The 18,080-nt window shown below is 43.4% G+C and carries 20 protein-coding genes and 1 riboswitch; of the genes, 5 read left to right on the top strand and 15 right to left on the bottom strand.

Going from position 1 to position 18,080, the window contains the following annotated elements:
• Positions 1–32: 32 nt before the first annotated feature.
• The 6 genes from ABUA34_RS10745 to ABUA34_RS10720 all read right to left on the bottom strand — a co-directional run bounded on the left by ABUA34_RS10745 (position 33) and on the right by ABUA34_RS10720 (position 8,621).
• Entirely contained in the window at positions 33–1,562 is a 1,530-nt protein-coding gene (locus ABUA34_RS10745) for a putative DNA modification/repair radical SAM protein (RefSeq protein WP_349823281.1), read from the bottom strand.
• A 194-nt stretch (positions 1,563–1,756) separates the two neighbouring features.
• On the bottom strand, positions 1,757–3,361 hold the full coding sequence (gene pckA / locus ABUA34_RS10740; protein ID WP_055223669.1) for a phosphoenolpyruvate carboxykinase (ATP): 1,605 nt from the start codon (positions 3,359–3,361) through the stop codon (positions 1,757–1,759).
• 241 nt (positions 3,362–3,602) lie between these two features.
• Positions 3,603–4,592 (bottom strand): ion transporter, encoded by a 990-nt coding sequence (locus ABUA34_RS10735; protein ID WP_349823280.1) that lies wholly within the window; start codon positions 4,590–4,592, stop codon positions 3,603–3,605.
• Between the two features lie 46 nt (positions 4,593–4,638).
• Positions 4,639–4,920, bottom strand: a complete 282-nt coding sequence (locus ABUA34_RS10730) for an OmpA family protein (protein WP_349823279.1) — start codon at positions 4,918–4,920, stop codon at positions 4,639–4,641.
• A 536-nt stretch (positions 4,921–5,456) separates the two neighbouring features.
• On the bottom strand, positions 5,457–6,938 hold the full coding sequence (putP, locus tag ABUA34_RS10725) for a sodium/proline symporter PutP (RefSeq protein ID WP_349823278.1): 1,482 nt from the start codon (positions 6,936–6,938) through the stop codon (positions 5,457–5,459).
• Between the two features lie 357 nt (positions 6,939–7,295).
• Complete coding sequence (locus ABUA34_RS10720) at positions 7,296–8,621, bottom strand: phenylacetate--CoA ligase family protein (protein WP_349823277.1); 1,326 nt, start codon at positions 8,619–8,621, stop codon at positions 7,296–7,298.
• Positions 8,622–8,875: 254 nt separating this feature from the next.
• Positions 8,876–8,981, top strand: a riboswitch (TPP riboswitch).
• An 82-nt stretch (positions 8,982–9,063) separates the two neighbouring features.
• Here ABUA34_RS10720 and thiS point away from each other — a divergent pair.
• From thiS to ABUA34_RS10695, 5 genes are all read left to right on the top strand, one after another.
• On the top strand, positions 9,064–9,264 hold the full coding sequence (gene thiS, locus ABUA34_RS10715; protein WP_015533314.1) for a sulfur carrier protein ThiS: 201 nt from the start codon (positions 9,064–9,066) through the stop codon (positions 9,262–9,264).
• Complete coding sequence (locus tag ABUA34_RS10710; protein ID WP_349823276.1) at positions 9,264–10,034, top strand: thiazole synthase; 771 nt, start codon at positions 9,264–9,266, stop codon at positions 10,032–10,034. The genes thiS and ABUA34_RS10710 overlap by 1 nt, the downstream gene beginning before the upstream one ends.
• Positions 10,035–10,048: 14 nt before the next feature.
• On the top strand, positions 10,049–11,302 hold the full coding sequence (gene thiH, locus ABUA34_RS10705) for a 2-iminoacetate synthase ThiH (protein ID WP_055143820.1): 1,254 nt from the start codon (positions 10,049–10,051) through the stop codon (positions 11,300–11,302).
• A 22-nt stretch (positions 11,303–11,324) separates the two neighbouring features.
• On the top strand, positions 11,325–11,972 hold the full coding sequence (gene thiE, locus ABUA34_RS10700; RefSeq protein WP_349823283.1) for a thiamine phosphate synthase: 648 nt from the start codon (positions 11,325–11,327) through the stop codon (positions 11,970–11,972).
• Positions 11,973–12,094: 122 nt separating this feature from the next.
• Complete coding sequence (locus tag ABUA34_RS10695; protein WP_015533318.1) at positions 12,095–12,544, top strand: PadR family transcriptional regulator; 450 nt, start codon at positions 12,095–12,097, stop codon at positions 12,542–12,544.
• A gap of 56 nt (positions 12,545–12,600) precedes the next feature.
• Here ABUA34_RS10695 and ABUA34_RS10690 read toward each other — a convergent pair whose 3' ends face one another.
• From ABUA34_RS10690 to ABUA34_RS10650, 9 genes are all read right to left on the bottom strand, one after another.
• Positions 12,601–13,899, bottom strand: coding sequence for a CAP domain-containing protein (locus tag ABUA34_RS10690; protein WP_055223663.1), 1,299 nt, complete (start codon positions 13,897–13,899; stop codon positions 12,601–12,603).
• 201 nt (positions 13,900–14,100) lie between these two features.
• Positions 14,101–15,261, bottom strand: coding sequence for an RNA-guided endonuclease InsQ/TnpB family protein (locus ABUA34_RS10685; protein ID WP_055143809.1), 1,161 nt, complete (start codon positions 15,259–15,261; stop codon positions 14,101–14,103).
• Positions 15,194–15,847 (bottom strand): IS607 family transposase, encoded by a 654-nt coding sequence (locus ABUA34_RS10680; RefSeq protein WP_172676628.1) that lies wholly within the window; start codon positions 15,845–15,847, stop codon positions 15,194–15,196. Before ABUA34_RS10680 ends, ABUA34_RS10685 begins: the two co-directional genes overlap by 68 nt.
• Positions 15,848–15,858: 11 nt before the next feature.
• Positions 15,859–16,194 carry an RHS repeat-associated core domain-containing protein gene (locus ABUA34_RS10675; protein WP_349823282.1) on the bottom strand — a complete coding sequence of 112 codons (336 nt, stop codon included), beginning with the start codon at positions 16,192–16,194 and terminating at the stop codon, positions 15,859–15,861.
• 211 nt (positions 16,195–16,405) lie between these two features.
• Complete coding sequence (locus ABUA34_RS10670) at positions 16,406–16,825, bottom strand: SMI1/KNR4 family protein (protein ID WP_015533326.1); 420 nt, start codon at positions 16,823–16,825, stop codon at positions 16,406–16,408.
• Positions 16,818–17,063 (bottom strand): hypothetical protein, encoded by a 246-nt coding sequence (locus ABUA34_RS10665; protein ID WP_349823275.1) that lies wholly within the window; start codon positions 17,061–17,063, stop codon positions 16,818–16,820. The genes ABUA34_RS10670 and ABUA34_RS10665 overlap by 8 nt, the downstream gene beginning before the upstream one ends.
• Positions 17,064–17,410: 347 nt before the next feature.
• Complete coding sequence (locus ABUA34_RS10660; RefSeq protein WP_055143801.1) at positions 17,411–17,662, bottom strand: DUF1871 family protein; 252 nt, start codon at positions 17,660–17,662, stop codon at positions 17,411–17,413.
• A 5-nt stretch (positions 17,663–17,667) separates the two neighbouring features.
• Entirely contained in the window at positions 17,668–17,835 is a 168-nt protein-coding gene (locus tag ABUA34_RS10655) for a hypothetical protein (protein ID WP_207642989.1), read from the bottom strand.
• Between the two features lie 7 nt (positions 17,836–17,842).
• On the bottom strand, positions 17,843–18,080 hold a 238-nt coding region (locus tag ABUA34_RS10650), incomplete at its 5' end, for a hypothetical protein (protein WP_349823274.1).

Raw genomic sequence — 18,080 nt, 5'->3', positions numbered from 1 at the left:
GAAAACCTTCATATTGTCCATAACTTCCACCTTCACGCCTTCATTCCTATATCAAATAAAGTCATCTGTCTATACTGTTCATTGCCGTGTGATGCCTGCCAGTTCTCTCCCCGGCTCAGATCCGTCATCTCCCTGACAATGTAATCCCTCTCTATAGGGATCCTGTACATCATACGTCCGCCACACGTTATAAAATAATGTGCTCTCTTAAGCACCACCCCCATCTTCTTCAGATTATCGAAATCCAGACTTCCGTATCTGCGGGCTCTCACTATCCTGCCCGCCGACTTCGGCCCTATGCCGGGAATCCTGAGAAGCAGATCATACGGTGCCGTCTGCACCTCCACCGGGAACTGGTCAAGATGCCTCACTGCCCAGTTGCACTTCGGATCCATTCTCTGATCGAGGTTCGGCTCGTTCTCAGACAATATCTCCTCAGCGTGGAATCCATAATATCTGAGCAGCCAGTCCGCCTGATACAATCTGTGCTCACGGAGCAATGGAACCGCCGTATCCAACGCAGGGAGTGCCGAGTCCTCGTTGATCGGTATATACGCGGAGTAGAACACACGCTTCAGATCGTATCGCTGATACAGTCTCTGGGCTGTGTGTATGAGCGTGTAATCTGACTCTCCGCTGGCTCCAACTATCATCTGTGTGCTCTGTCCCGCCGGGGCAAATGCCTGTCTCCTGTCTGTATCTCCAAACATGACAGGGAGGGGCGAAGAGGCAGCACCGATGTCTCTTTTATCAGAGGTCATTCCATCTGTGAGTGCCTCTGCTGCTGACATCTGCAGAGCACCATGTCTTTCCTGCCCTGCCAGCTCTGCTTTGTATGCAGTCAGATCCTTCTGCAGATTCTTCTCGTTGAATATGCTTCCAGTAAGGTATCTGTTGATACCGCTCCTCTCCATACGCGCAGTCTTGCCCACCGCCAGTCTGTGAGATTCTATAGTGCTGGTCAGCTTGCCCATGGGATCAAGTATGGTGTCAAAGCTCTTGTTCGGGGCAAGCTTCTTCAGACTCTCCTCAGTCGGCAGCTCCATATTAACACTTATCCTGTCCGCTAAATATCCCACCATGCTTATAAGCTCATCCGATGCCCCCGGAATGGTCTTCACATGGATATATCCATTGAACCTGTACTTCGTCCTGAGAAGATACAGAGTCTCACACATCCTCTGCATGGTGTATGTCGGATTCCTGAGCACACCGGAGCTCAGGAACAACCCTTCTATATAATTCCTCTTGTAGAACTCTATGACCAGATCGCACAGCTCCTCCGGTTCAAATGTCGCTCTTGGCACATCATTGCTTCTGCGGTTCAGACAGTACTTGCAGTCATATACACAGTGGTTCGTCATAAGGACCTTAAGCAGCGATATACATCTTCCATCCGCTGCAAAGCTGTGACATATACCACATGATACACTGTTGCCCAGGGCTCCCTTCTGTCCCTTCCTGTCCACTCCACTGGATGTACACGCCACATCATACTTCGCCGCATCCGCCAGTATATTCAGTTTTTCCTTCGTTGTAAGTCCTGTAATTATCTCGTTCATGCATAATATTATACGAACATTTGTTCGGTATTGCAAGAGGTAATTTCTGGTTGCCGGTTAAAGCATAATATTACTTATGGATGGCGCAGACAAAAAAGACCGGACACACTCTGAACGAATGTATCCGGTCTTCTCTATGCGAAAGGATCTGGACTATGACAGTTCCTTTCTTCTATATGATCCTAAGCTATATCTTAGAGCTGTGGGCCTGCTGCAACTAATGCCTTACCTGCTGCATTACCCTCGTACTTAGCAAAGTTCTTCTGGAATCTTGCTGCAAGATCCTTAGCCTTTGTCTCCCACTCTGAAGCATCAGCGTATGTGTCACGTGGGTCAAGGATTGCTGGATCTACGCCAGGAAGCTCTGTTGGAACCTCGAAGCCGAACATAGGGATCTTCTTTGTAGGAGCCTCATTGATAGCACCACTGAGGATTGCATCGATGATTCCTCTTGTATCCTTGATTGAAATTCTCTTGCCTGTTCCATTCCATCCTGTGTTAACAAGGTATGCCTTAGCACCACTCTTCTCCATCTTCTTAACAAGCTCCTCTGCATACTTTGTAGGATGCAGCTCGAGGAATGCCTGACCGAAGCAAGCTGAGAATGTAGGTGTTGGCTCTGTGATACCTCTCTCTGTACCAGCAAGCTTTGCTGTGAATCCTGACAGGAAGTAGTACTGTGTCTGCTCTGGTGTAAGGATTGATACTGGAGGAAGTACTCCAAACGCATCTGCTGAAAGGAAGATTACGTTCTTTGCAGCTGGTGCTGATGATATAGGTCTTACAATGTTCTTGATATGATCTATTGGGTAAGATACACGAGTATTCTCTGTTACGCTCTTATCAGTGAAATCGATCTTGCCGTTTGCATCAAGTGTAACGTTCTCAAGAAGAGCGTTTCTCTTGATAGCGTTGTAGATGTCTGGCTCTGAATCCTTGTCAAGGTCGATAACCTTAGCATAGCATCCACCCTCGAAGTTGAATACGCCGTTGTCATCCCAGCCGTGCTCATCATCACCGATGAGGAGACGCTTTGGATCTGTTGAAAGTGTTGTCTTACCTGTTCCTGAAAGGCCGAAGAAGATAGCTGTGTTCTCACCGTTCATATCTGTGTTAGCTGAGCAGTGCATTGAAGCCATTCCCTTAAGTGGAAGGTAGTAGTTCATCATTGAGAACATACCCTTCTTCATCTCTCCGCCGTACCATGTGTTAACTATAACCTGCTCATGGCTTGTGATGTTGAATGCTACACATGTCTCTGAGTTAAGTCCTAACTCCTTGTAGTTCTCAACCTTAGCCTTTGAAGCATTGTACACTACGAAATCTGGCTCGAAGTTCTTAAGCTCTTCCTCAGTTGGCTTGATGAACATGTTTGTTACGAAATGAGCCTGCCAAGCAACCTCAACGATGAAACGGATAGCCATACGAGTATCAGCATTTGCTCCGCAGAATGCATCAACTACGAAAAGTCTCTTGTTTGAGAGCTCCTTCTTTGCAAGATCCTTAACTGATGCCCATGTCTCCTCTGTCATTGGATGGTTATCGTTCTTGTACTCATCTGATGTCCACCATACAGTGTCCTTTGAGTTCTCATCTACTACGATATACTTATCTTTAGGTGAACGGCCTGTATAAATACCAGTCATAACGTTAACTGCGCCGAGCTCACTAACCTGTCCCTTCTCGTATCCCTGAAGGTCAGCCTTTGTCTCTTCCTCGAATAACAATTCATATGAAGGATTGTGTACGATCTCTGTTGTGCCTGTAATGCCATACTTAGTTAAATCAACTGTTGCCATTTTTCTTAACTCCTTTTCTTTAAATGTATTTCATTGATAGGTGCATGTCGCCTGTACCCTGCCGGCACCGCAACTATACAGCACTCAATAATCTGAAAATAAATATGAACACTTTCTCTCATATTCAGTTGAAAGTATACCCAATTAGTCAAAATAAATCAATATGATTATTGAGTTTTTTTTGTAGTTTACAGAAACTTCTCATTTATAATCTCAATTTTATATTTATTACTTGCATAACCTAAGATAATGAGCTTCCACGTCTCTTCTCAAGAAATTTTGACTTCACTATCAGAATATCACCTGTCTGTATCTCCAGATCACCTGTCGGCAGTATAGACATATTATCCCTGAGTACCATATATATATTCACACCATACTCCTCCGTAGCCTGGAGTATGGTCCTGCCGCAAAACTTGCTCACATCATCTACGAGCAGTTCTCCAATCTCGTCCACATCAACAACTTTGGACTCCTCGTTGGCATTGTTCTGATACTGTTCTACAAATCCGGCGCTTATGATACCTGTAGGTATCGCTACCAGCAGAACTCCCATAAATGCTATGACTATCGCCATGCATTTGCCCAGCAGCGTGATCGGGTAAATGTCTCCATACCCCACGGTAAGGACTGTCGATACCGCCCACCATATGCCGCTGAAGGCGTTGCTGAACACTCCCGGCTGTGCGGCATGCTCAGTGCTGTACATACACAGGCTGCTCGCCATCATCAGTATAAATATGATGAACATGGACGATATGATCTGTCTGCTCTTTCTCAGCAGGACTATCTTGATGACATTGAAGCTGTCGTACTTTGAATTGATCCTGAAAAGATGGAATATACGGATCACCCTGAGCATCCTGAACGCCACGAAGCCAGACAGAAAGAACACTGGTATGATCGTGAGCAGATCCACAACTCCGTCATATGATATGAGGAACTTTCCTATAGCCTTTCCTCTGGTGCATGTGGGATACAGGAAATCCGCCGTCCATATGCGGAGAATGTACTCAACACAGAATATGCCTGTAGTCACCCACTCGATAACACTCAGCAGCCCATAATATGGTTCAAGCTGATCGTAGGTCTGCAGGAACATCACCGATATGTTCGACAATATGACACCCACTATGAATATGTCAAATGCCCTGCTCGCCAGATTGCTTTTGTCCCCTATCTGTATTATGTCAAATATTTGCTTTTTGAGTCTTGTTTTGTTTACCGCCATTGCTCTCCTCTTATATATCTATTTGTCCTTGAGAATGTCCATCATCTCATCTATCATCTCTTCGTCCTGAAGCCTGAACTTGATCTCCACGCGTCTCGACGCTGCCATGTCCACTGCTTATGATGCCGTTGCTCTCCGTCAGACAGTACTTTGCCACTGAGAACGCTCGCTGCTGTGAAAGTTCAAGATTGTATATGTAGGAACCATTCGTATCCGTGTGTCCCTCTATGATTATCTCCGAAACGTATTCCCTGTAATCATCGCACAGAAGCACACTGCAGTACTTCGGCAGGAACTGGTTGATGGTAAGCATACACGAATATACCACCCGTTATGGCAAACATACACACACTTATAATCGCCCTATCTCCTATCATAATTAAAAAGAGGCTGTTTTACCAGTTGAAATACTTACTCCTTTACCTGTTATTTACATATTTACGCGGGATTTACATATTTTTACAAGGCTCTGTGCATACCGCACAAATGGCCATTTTCTTTTTGTTCACTTTGAAAAATGTGTCATAAAATCTTTAAATTTTGAAGATTTTATTTTGCAAAACGTTTTTTTTCTGTACATATTCTGTTCATATTTTGTGTATATACTGAACTCAGTTGTTCAAGAGAAAGTAATTTACTCTTAGTTGTTTAAGTTGTTGTTAAAAAAAAGAACCGCCTAGTAATTCAGGTGGTTCTTTTTTTGCGCACAAAATTATCTCTTATTTAGCAAAAGAGGCTGAAAAGATACAATTTCTTCAGATTTTGTATCTTTTCAGCCTTTTATTTTGATTTAGAGATAATTTTGTGTGCAGACGAACTCATCCGCCACCAAAAGATCCCAGCTTTATAACTCTACACTGCAAATTACTCCGTAGGAAGCTTTGCCTTCTCGAATATCTCAGCAACCTTGTCGTCAGGCTTCTTTGTGAGAAGTGATACGACAATAGCTGTGATGAACGCTGCTGCAAATCCAGGAACGATCTCATAAAGTCCTGTTGGTGTTGCAAGGAACTTGTACCAGAGCATGTCAACAGCAAATCCGACTATGATAGAAGCAAGTGCTCCATTGTAATTCAGTCGCTTCCAGTACAGTGACAGAACGATGACCGGTCCAAATGCCGATCCAAATGCGCCCCATGCATTTGACACGAGTGCCATGATTCCCTCGCAGTCTGGGTTCATAGCTATGGCAAGTGCCACAACTGAGATGATGATGACCACAATTCTTCCTGCCCAGAGCATCTCCTTGTCGGATGCACTCTTTCTGAATATAGGCTTGTACACATCAGACGAAAATGCTGATGATGAAGCAAGGAGCTGTGAATCAGCTGTACTCATGGACGCTGCAAGGATAGCTGAGAGAAGTATACCAGCTACAAGTGCAGGGAACACGCCTCTTACAAGTCTGATGAATACCTGTGAGTTATCTGTAAGTCCACCGCCAAGATACTTAAGGCCGACCATACCAACTACGGATGCCATAACGAGGATGATTCCCGTCCAGCAAGTACCGACTATTCTGGACTTCTTCATCTCCTTCTCTGACTTGATCGAAATGTATCTTATAAGAATATGTGGCATACCCATATATCCAAGTCCCCATGCAAGTCCTGATATGATATTGATCACACTGGTCTTGTCAAATGAACCACTTATAAGGGCATTGTAATAATTGTCTGGAATGACAACATCAGGTGCTATAAAGCCAGCGCCCTGCATGGTGATGACCGCAATGATAGGTGCGATCATGAGAGCTGCAAGCATCAGAAGTCCCTGGAAGAAATCCGTCCAGCACACTGCATTAAAACCACCAAGGAATGTGTACACGATGATGATGACTGCAGCGCCGATCATGGCTGTATTCCTGTCGATGCCCATAACAGTATTGAACAGAGTACCGCAGGCCGATATACTTGACGCAGCGTATATACAATATGCAACCACAAATATAACTGCACATATTATGAGAAGCAGCTTATTGTCTGACTGAAAACGATTTGTCAAATACTGAGGTATAGTGATCGAATCGTTGTACGCTATCGAGAATCTTCTGAGTCTCGGTGCTATGAATATCCAGGCACATGCTGTTCCGATGAACAGACCAACTGATATCCACATGTTGCTGAGTCCTGTCGCATAGAATGCTCCGGGCAGTCCCATGAGAACCCACGCACTCATATCAGATGCTCCGGCGCTGAGTGCAGCCACCAGACCATTCATATCTCTTCCTCCAAGAAAATAATCCTTCTCGCCGGCATTCCCCTTGGATTTGAAGAAGAAATAAATTCCTACACCGATTACCAGGACAAAATACGCTATAAACGCAATCATCTCGTAAACATTCATTAGTTAATCCACCTTCCATAATAATTATAATTTATCTGCTCCGCACCAACTTTACCACTGCAGTGCAGTATCTCACTGTCAGCGCACATAACAAAGCAAATTCTACACGGAAACATACCAAAATGCAAGGTTTTTCAGCATTTGGCGATTTTATCTGTTTTGCCAGTTTCCCGGCGGCAGGCCTCACAGCTGATGTCTGCCGCCGCAAGTCTCCCAAGATTCCTGCCTGCCCCCCGCCTGACTCCTGCCTGATCACTGCCTGATAAAACAGCCGGCTCACAGCGACATGCCCGGTCTCGATCCCGGAAAGCTCGCCATTAAGCCGGCTGTTTATATTTGACTACCCAATCTTACCGATTAGAATCCGATATGTCTGTTATCTGTGATCCTCTTCGCCTTGCCCTCTGAACGTGGAATGGTCTTAGGTGGAACCAGCTCAACCTTTGCACTGATGAGCAGGGTCTGCTTGATATCAGTCTTGATGCGGGATACAATAGCCGCAAGCTTTGCAGCATCGTCCATATCCACATCTTCCTTGAGCTCTACCTGAACTGTCAGCTTATCCTGTGAATTCACACGGTCAACCACGAGCATATAATGAGCTGAAGCCTCCTCCACACCGAGAAGGACTGACTCTATCTGACTAGGGAATACATTTACACCACGGATTACAAGCATGTCGTCTGTACGGCCTGTGATACGGCTCATCTTGACTGTTGTTCTTCCACATGCACATGTGCCGTGTGTAAGTGTACATATATCATGTGTCCTGTATCTGATCATAGGTGTACCTGTCTTGGTAAGGGTTGTAAACACAAGCTCTCCAGGAACTCCGTCTGGAAGCGGCTCCTCTGTGACCGGATCAATGATCTCTGCAAGAACATGATCCTCGTTGATGTGCATTCCGTTCTTCTCAAAGCACTCAAATGCAACACCAGGTCCACCGATCTCTGTTAGTCCATATATATCAAATGCATCGAAGTCAAGAAGCTCCTCAAGGTGCTGTCTCATCTCCTCTGTCCAAGGTTCTGCTCCGAAGAAGCCTGACTTGATCTTCAGCTCTGATGGAGCGATGCCCATCTCCCTGATGGTCTCTGCGAGGTATGTAGCATATGAAGGTGTACAGCAAAGCATGGTTGCGCCGAGCTCTTTCATCATCATGATCTGTCTCTGTGTGTTGCCTGATGACATCGGAACTACCATGGCACCAACCTTAGTCGCGCCCTGATGTGCTCCAAGTCCACCTGTGAACAATCCATAACCGTAAGCTATCTGGATGACATCATCCTCTCCGCCACCAGCGCACTTGATAGCTCTGGCTACCATCTCCGTCCACACATCTATATCGTTCTGGGTGTAGCCAGATACAACAGGCTTGCCTGTGGTTCCTGATGAACCCTGGATTCTGATGATATCCTTCCTGTCTGCTGCAAACAGTCCAAATGGGAAGTTATCCCTGAGATCTGTCTTCTGCATAAATGGCAGCTTGACGATATCATCTATGCTGTTTATATCCTCCGGCTTTACTCCCGCCTCGTCCATTCTGGCTCTGTATGCCGGTACATTTGCATATTCAAGTTCTACTGTCTTTCTAAGTCTCTCCCCCTGAAGCTTTCTTCTCTCCTCAGGATCCATACACTCCATCTCTTTATTATAGATGTAATGAATCTTCTTCTGTCTCATAACTTCACTGTCCTCCATAAGATAAATCAAATCAGCATTTGTGCAACCTGCTGATTTTGTATGACACTTTAGCGCGCCAAACAACTAAATTGTACATACATATGTGGGCTGTGTCAAGGAAAAGCCATCAATCGCAGTACATTTTCCGTATATTTTTGAGAGAACTTCGAATATTTGCGGTCAAATGACATCTTTGCCTGATAGATTACTCTTGCATTCCGGGTTTTCAGGTCGTATATTATTATCTGACAACAAAAAGAGGACGCGGGAGCTTGTAGTACAGGCTGAGAGGAAGGTGTGACCTTCGACCGGAAACCTGATTTGGATAATGCCAACGTAGGGAAGCCTGATAGCAGACGTTTGTTAAAGTGCAGACTTTATTGGAGTTACCAGATCGGTAACTCTTTTTTTGTGCAGATAAAAGACTTTGGAGGAAAGGGCTATGGTAACAGTGAACGGAAAGGATCTCGACGTCGCCGGGCAGAATCTGGCGGCATTTCTCGAAGAATCCGGCTACAAACCGGTGCGCATAGTTGTTGAGATCAACGAGGAGATCATACCGAGAGAGACATACGCAGACATTACATTTAACGACGGCGACTGTGTGGAGGTCGTGAGTTTCATGGGAGGAGGAGCATTATAATGAAAGAAGACAAGCTGATAATCGGAGGACATGAATTCAATTCAAGATTTATTCTGGGTTCAGGAAAGTATTCCATGAAGCTGATCGAATCAGCCATAAAGGACGCGGGAGCAGAGATCATCACTCTGGCCGTCCGCCGTGCAAATACAAAGGAAGAGGAAAATATTCTCGATTTCATCCCGGAGGGAGTTACTCTCCTGCCAAATACAAGCGGCGCGAGGAACGCCGAGGAGGCCGTGCGCATAGCAAGGCTTGCAAGGGCTCTGGGCTGTGGAGACTTCGTCAAGGTTGAGATCATGCGCGACAGCAAATATCTCCTTCCCGACAACCAGGAAACGATAAAGGCAACCGAGGCACTGGCAAAAGAAGGATTTGTGGTACTGCCTTACATGTACCCGGATCTGAATGCCGCCCGTGATCTGGTAAATGCGGGAGCCGCAGCGGTCATGCCACTGGCATCACCTATAGGTTCCAACAAAGGACTGGCTACCAAAGACTTCATCCAGATCCTCATCGACGAGATCGAGCTTCCGATCATAGTTGACGCCGGTATCGGAAGGCCATCCCAGGCATGTGAAGCCATGGAGATGGGCGCTGCCGCCATCATGGCAAACACCGCTCTCGCCACAGCCGGAAATCTGCCACTCATGGCATCGGCATTCAAGGACGCGATAAATTCAGGCCGAAAGGCTTATCTGGCAGGTCTTGGAAGAGTTCTCACCAGAGGGGCATCCGCTTCAGATCCACTGACCGGATTCCTGCATGACTAAGGGGGTGCACTCAGATGGAAAACCACTTTCTGATAGACTCGGAATATCTTTCGCCGGAAGCGTTGGAGATCAAGCACCGTCTGGAGACAGATCCATCGTCAAGGAAAAGCCATATGGAATACCTTCCGGGCATGGAGGTTATTGAATCTGACATCCGCAGCAAGGTCATGGAGCACATGAACAGCTACGACTACAGCAGTTACACAGGCAGAGACGTCATGGCAGCCCTTGAACACGAGACGTGCAGCATAGAGGACTTCAAGGCTCTGCTCTCCCCCGCCGCCGAACCATTTCTTGAGATGATGGCGCAGCGCGCAAGCCGCGAGACAAGCAGGCACTTCGGCAACACGGTCTACATGTTCACGCCGCTCTACATAGCCAACTACTGTGAGAACTACTGCGTATACTGCGGCTTCAACTGCTACAATCACATCAACAGAATGAAGCTCTCAGCAGAGCAGATCGAGAAGGAAATGAAGGTCATCGCCGACAGCGGCATGGAAGAGATCCTTATACTGACCGGCGAGAGCCGCAGCCAGAGTGACGTAACGTATATCGGCGAGGCATGCAAGCTTGCAAGGAAATACTTCCGCATGGTAGGCCTTGAAATATATCCGGTGAACACCGATGAGTACCGCTACCTCCATGAGTGCGGTGCGGACTATGTGACAGTGTTCCAGGAGACCTACGATGCAGACAAATACGAGACTCTTCACCTGATGGGTCACAAGAGAGTATGGCCATACCGTTTCGACTCGCAGGAGCGCGCCCTCATGGGCGGAATGCGGGGCGTTGCATTCTCAGCACTGTTAGGGCTCTCCGACTTCCGCAAGGATGCACTGGCAACAGCCCTTCACGCGTATTTTCTCCAGAGAAAATACCCACACGCAGAGATGTCACTCTCCTGTCCAAGACTGAGACCGATCATCAACAACGATCAGATCAACCCCCTGGACGTGCACGAGAAACAACTCTGCCAGATACTGTGCGCATACAGGATATTCCTGCCATTTGCCGGAATAACGGTATCTTCAAGGGAGAGTGCAGACTTCAGGAACGGCATAGTGAAGATCGCAGCGACCAAGGTATCGGCGGGCGTGTCAACCGGAATCGGCGATCACGAAAGCAAATACAGCGGCAAGACTTCCTGCAGTGAGCAGGGCGACGAGCAGTTCGAGATCAACGACAACAGAAGTCTTGAGCATATGTATTCAGACATAGAGGGCGAGGGGCTGCAGCCCGTACTCAATGACTATCTGTATGTGTAACAATTTTAGAAAGGACTTTGAAATGTATACATTTGATCCTACTTTATATTTTATAACCGACAGCACAGGTCTGTCCGAGGAAGAATTCTTATATAGAGTGGAGCGTGCCCTCGATGGTGGTGCGACACTCATGCAGCTTAGAGAAAAGGAAAGAACTACCCGTGAGTACATACATCTTGCGGACAAGGTGCACTCCATCGCGCGCCGCTACAACGTGCCACTCATCATAGATGACCGGGTAGATGTGGCGCTGGCGACCGATGCCGAGGGTGTCCATGTGGGGCAGACAGACATGCCAGTCTCCATAGCCAGAAAACTCATGGGGACTGACCGCATCGTGGGCGCAACCACCAAGACTGTTCCTCAGGCCGTGGAGGCGTATGAACATGGAGCTGATTATCTGGGAGTTGGAGCCATCTACCCAACCACCACCAAGGTCAAGACAGTGCTCACATCCACGGATACACTGAGAGACATTTGCAAGGCAGTTCCCATCCCGGTAAATGCCATCGGAGGACTCAATCCGACCAACCTGGATGTCCTCTCGGGCATACCTATCGCCGGCATCTGTGTGGTGTCCGCCATAATGAAAGCTGACAATCCAAAGGATGCTGCCAGCCGTCTATTGGCATTATCCAGGCAGTTACAGTCAAAAATCTCTCTCAAATAAGCAAAAATTGCAAAAATACGCAACTTATTTTCATTTTAATGAAAAGAAAGGTTGCAATTAAATGATTTTGCAATTACAATCAATACAAAGTGTAACTATTTTTTTTGTATGAGGTGGTTTTAATGGAAAACGTATTAAACAGCATATATTCCAACAGTATTATGGTTCAGGATCAAAGTAATGATACCGCAAAGGAAGCAGCAGTTGAGGCTGTACATGCAAGAGTCGTTGCAAAGCCGAACTTCATCAGAGGTTCCGTGGAGCTGCTCGTACTCTATCTGCTCAGCCAGAAAGATTATTACGGCTACGAGCTGTCACAGCTCATGGACTCACTGTCAGACGGCGTGATAAAGATTCCTATCGGTTCTCTCTATCCTGCACTGTACAAATTGATTGAATACGGTTTCATCTCCGATCACAAAGAGCAGGTTGGAAAGAGAATGACCAGAGTATATTATCATCTGGAGCAGCCTGGATTCCAGCGTATGCATATTCTTATAACTGAGTATACAAAGGTTCACAAGGCTATTTCATCCATACTTGACTATACTCCAGAGCCTGAGAAGAAATAATTTCTTTCAGATTAAAAATACCGTTGTCCATATTTTTTATGAACAACGGTATTTTTTTATTTTACTATTCTGTACTTCTTTGAAACTGTACCCTTATACCTTCCGGAAAACTTTATCTTCACCGTATATGTTCCGGCTTTCTTTCTCGCCTTAGGATATGTCACCTTGTAGTATTTTGATGATATTATCTTACCATTGCTGTCCTTCACAGTCACCTTAGGTGTCTTTGTCTTACCATCATACTTATATCTCGTCTGTGATAATGTAACACTCTTTATCTTCTTGACAACGATATACTTCTTCTGGCCGCATTTTCTGCATGTATGTAACACCTTGCCATCGCTTCTGGTAGTTGCTGTTTTTACTACCTTGCCGGAATATACATGCGCACATTTTCCTGTTACTGTTACCGTATATGATGCTGAACGTGATCCAACAGTGGCTGTGATCTTCACAGTTCCCTTTCTGAGACCTGTTACCACTCCTGTAGGTGACACCTTTGCAATAGCGGAATTCGATGTTTTCCACTTAGCTCCCGCAAGCACCTTATACGATGTACTTCCATACTGTCCAAGGACTGCCTTGAGTGTGAGAGTTACCTTCTGTCCCTCCTGCACGCTCTTATTTCCGGTCATCTTAACCGATGTGATATTGTCCTTCTGCACCTCCACCGTAACATCGCTCTCACCAGTGGACTTAGCCATAGTCTCAGCCTGACTGCCGCTTCCCATGAACTGGGCTGCAGTCGTATTCGGATAAGATGCATTCTTATTTATAAATGTACCAACACCCACATACCTGTTTGCAGGATTTATCATGGATGTGTAATGTCCGGTCACCGCTCCAGGAGTTCCCTTCACATAGGCATCCTTCTCGCTGTACCACTGCTCAATGCCCATGAGCATGCTCTCTGACCAGTTCCACGCAAGCACCTCGGAAGTCGGCCAGCCATTTCCCGGATATTTGAAATCAAATACAGACTTTCCGTTAAGTCTTGAGTGATACATTGTAACACTCGCCTCCGCAGCTCTGATCCTTGCTATCTTCTCAAGTCCTGCCGACCACTTGATCGGCACATAGTCGTCAAGCGTCAATTTCCGTCCATCAATCTTAACGCCCTGCTTACATGCTTCATAACGGATCTGATTGATCCTCTTCACTGCAGCCGAAGCCTCCGACACATACTTGCCCTTCATTGCTATAAACACGCAATTGGCAGATGGTTTTGTCACATCCGCAGGTATTGTCGCCGCTTCAGCACTTGTTCCTCCCGGCACGATCACTGACAATCCAACCGCAACTGCGATCGCCAGAGCCATTATCCGGTGTAACAACTTCTTCTTTTGTACTCCCATAGTTTGAATTTGTCCTGCCACTCAAAATGTGTTGAAATATACTCAAACACATCGAGAAATTGAAGTCCTTGCGGATACTTCTTACTGCTTCAATGTGTATGCTTTGGCGATTATAAACAATACGCTACTCACAAGTTCTTGTACACTCCACAGTCGTAAATTCCTGCGATAGCCCGCAGTACATACTTACGTTTGCTTTCATTATGCAACTTCGTAAGTTAAAGCATCTCTTAGATTAAGAGCAGCATTAAGATCCCTATCCTCGACATAGCCACAATCACAACGGTATATTCTATCTGAAAGCTTCAAATCTTTCTTGATAGCACCACAACAGTGACATATTTTGGATGATGGATACCATTTGTCTACGACTCTTAATTTAATACCATTTTCATCACACTTAGCTTTAAGCTTAGTTCTAAATTCATAGAACTTTTGTGATGCAACGGCTTTTGATAGATGTCTGTTCTTCATCATTCCTGATACATTCAAATCTTCAATAGTTATATAAGATGGCTTGGCTTTCACTATCTCGGTTATTGATTTATTGATATAGTCAGTACGGATATTATCTATTTTATGATGAAGTCTTTGCACTTTGAGCTTTTGCTTTTGTATATTCTTTTGAGTGGACTCTCCTTTCTTTAAATTCTCATACTTGCGTGAGAGGCATCTTTGTTCTCTGCGCAATTTCTTTTCCAATTTTTTAACTCTTGCTGACTTATTGATATTTTTATAAGTTTTACCATTAGAAACAATCGCCAAGTCTTTCAAACCCAGGTCAATTCCTATACCGTCATTGCTATTATTAGCAATCTTAGCGTTGGGAATTTCCACAAGAACTGACACATAATATTTGCCTGCTTTGATGGATACTGTACCGCTTTTGATTTTCCATCCGTCTTTAGTTGTTGGTATATAGCCTTTTTCTTTAATGCGTACCCAACCTAAAGAGGGTATATTCAACCTATGTCTCTCGCATTTACAATCTTTAGGATTATTCTTTACGAAATACATTTTTACATCAGATTTACCTTTCTTTTTGAAATTAGGAAAAGCACTTTGATGTTTAAAAAATCTTGTAAATGCAGTACATCCATCTTCAATAGACTTTTTTACAGCTTTTGAATACGCTTCTTTAATCCATAATTTTTCAGGATTATTAGGAATGTACTCATTATTGAGCCATACGCTAAAACTTTTGCCAGTCATAAACTCTTCACCTTTATCGTATAAAGCTTTGTTGTGACCGAGATAGAAGTTGTAAACATATCTACAAATGCCGATAGTCTTGTTAATCTTGATTTTTTGCTCGACTGTCGGATTTATTTCCGTTTTGAAGCTCTTTAGCAATTTCCTCATCCCCTTCTATTTGTTTTTTATACTTACAAAGACCGTACAATCTACAAGAAAAAAATTGAAGTATAGATACAATATCCTGTACAAGTTCTTCTTGCGGTGATAGTTCTTCATTATTCACTACCACTATGGTTGTATTAAACTTCATACAGAATTTTTCAAACCAATCATAGCCAAATCTGACAAATCTATCTTTATGTGTAACTATGATAGTTTTGATTTTTTGTTCCATTACTTCATCTAATAATTGATTCCACTTTTTACGATTGTAGTTAAGCCCACTTCCATAATCTCCAATACATTGATCTACAATGATACCTTTAGCATTGCAAAACTGACGTAAAAAAGTTACCTGTTTTTGTAAATCATCTTTTTGGTTTCTTGTAGATACTCTGGCATAAATAACAATCTGACGATTATCGTTCTCAGTATTTATGCCCTTAAACTGAAGATATTGGTCATAAGTATAATAACGCCTATCAGTCGGAGTCCGATTTGCTTTCAGAATCCCCTCTCTATCCCAACGTTGTAACGTTTTGACTGAGACACCCAATAATTCAGCAAAATCTTTTGGTTTGTAATTAGTGATATTAGATGTGTTCATAGCAATATCCTCCATGAGTATATTTTAACACATTTAGTCACTATTGACAACTGAACCACTATATTATGTCCGCTTGGATCCGCATATCCTATTGGGTTACCTGCACAGTAAGCGTAGAGATTTAGACCGTCTCCGTAATAGGTATCCTCCTGTATAAATCTTCCAATTACAGGATTATAAAACCTTGCACGCAGATAATACTGATTCGTCAGCTGGTCATACAATTCACCATTGTACCGGAAGCGGTTCGTCACCTGCTCATCACATACCATTATATTCCCAAAGGCATCATATGTATAGTAATTTAAAACTTTACCGGTCTTATTATCCAGTACATGCGTGACCTTCTCGGCATGTTATTTCTACACAAGACTTGCAACAGATTTGTTGCTACCAGATGTTCAGAAGAAGTAGATTGATATTGAAGTTTTTAAAAAGACTTGAAGATTTTTTAGAATAGATTTGATAAAATATATCTTGTGACAAATGAACATATTGTTTTCCTTGAGGTAATAGACCATTAATTTTTATACTTGATAAGTATTACATATTTTCTATAGCATCACTGATTCTATCATTTAAATATTCAATAAAATTTTTATAATTAATCTTGTACTTTTTATCTCCTTGTGACCACATCATAACGGCTCCAGTTTTTACATCAATACAATAAATCCATTCGTCACAATTTTCTATTACAATCTTATCGTCATTCAACCCATATGACCTGAATTCTAGTGTCTTTTCCACAAATATCATTTTGCCATTTTTACCTACACCCAATGTTTCAATGCCATCCAGTCCACCATGCCCATAATTTTTCAAAAACCAAACGTACTGCTCTGGAATTTTTAAATTTAATATTTTTTCTGCATCATATAAATCTTTATCATCTACATTAGGATGTGTAAAATCACCTTTTTCTTCATATTGACTTATAATCTTAACAATTTTATCATACATATTTTATTTTCCTCCTACGATTTGCTCTGCTCTCCATTTCCAATATATCTTCAAACTTTTTCATTGCAGCTTCGTACTGATTTATGTTCTGAGTCACATAATTTCCACTTGCCTCATAATCCATCTGCAGCCTTTGATATGCTGGCAGCATTGCAATAGAACCAGCCTGATAATTAGGTACTGATATAGCAGGACTTCCTGTTCTTGCTATCAGAATAGACCTTATAAACTCCAGCATAGAGTCCATATTCTGTGTGTCATTTTGATTTCGCCAAACAATAGTTCTGTGTAAGAATGAAAACACCAACTTGAAACAAGTCAGTAAAATCAATGTTTTACAGTACCTTAGACATAAAATGTCAGACAAATCCTTTTGTATACCTGGGGCAAATTTCGCCATAAGGTGTCCTTTCCCCTTTAGGTAAATGACAAAAAGCTATTATTAATCTCTGTATGTCATTCACTTCGTGAACAGGCAGAGATTAAAATAGCTTTTTGAGTTAAAGGATTTGAAGTCCTAAAGTATAACCATAATAAATTCAATAGTATCAAAACAAAAGAAGTTTGACAAATCCAAGAATCGGTCTACAATACTATTTTTACTAACTTATTCGCTACTTCCCGACACTCTACAATATTTTCTTCATAAACATCGTTTCCAAATGTAGCTATAAATATCTCGTTTATTGCTTGTGCTAACCGTTCAGGTTGTATACCTCTTTCTGAAATCATCAAATTGTATATCTTTGTAATTTCATTAATATATTCGTCCTTCGGTGCCATTGGGAAAAAACTTATTGGGTCCCATTCATTAATAATCTTCATAATTTCATTCATTTCTATCACTCTCCAAATAACTTACTTATTACGTCTAGCATGTTTTCATCAAAGTTAGATTTTCCCCATGCTGTAATCAATTTTCTATCCTTACTCACTATTGCAACTCCATCTTGTGTTATATACGCAAACTTATTTCCACCATTTTGAGATAAAACTTTTCCATTATTCACTATATCATCAATAAGTTCTTGGGGTCATACCTCGTTGTTGCATTCTTTCGGCAGCATGCTCTGCATATTTAGACCAATCTACTTTTATTTGTGGATTTTCAACATATGTTCCCATTTTTCCAAAATCATCACCATATTTTGCAATTGTATTACTTCCACCCTCACAAGTAATACTTCTTTCAGACTCCACCCGTCCTTTGCTAGTAGACATACCCCTATTCTTTCCATCTGCTTTTGACGATGAC

The sequence above is a fragment of the Coprococcus sp. RTP21428st1_C9_RTP21428_210409 genome (genome assembly GCF_040227395.1).
Taxonomy (GTDB): domain Bacteria; phylum Bacillota; class Clostridia; order Lachnospirales; family Lachnospiraceae; genus Coprococcus; species Coprococcus aceti.
This window is presented reverse-complemented; position numbering and strand designations above follow the sequence as displayed.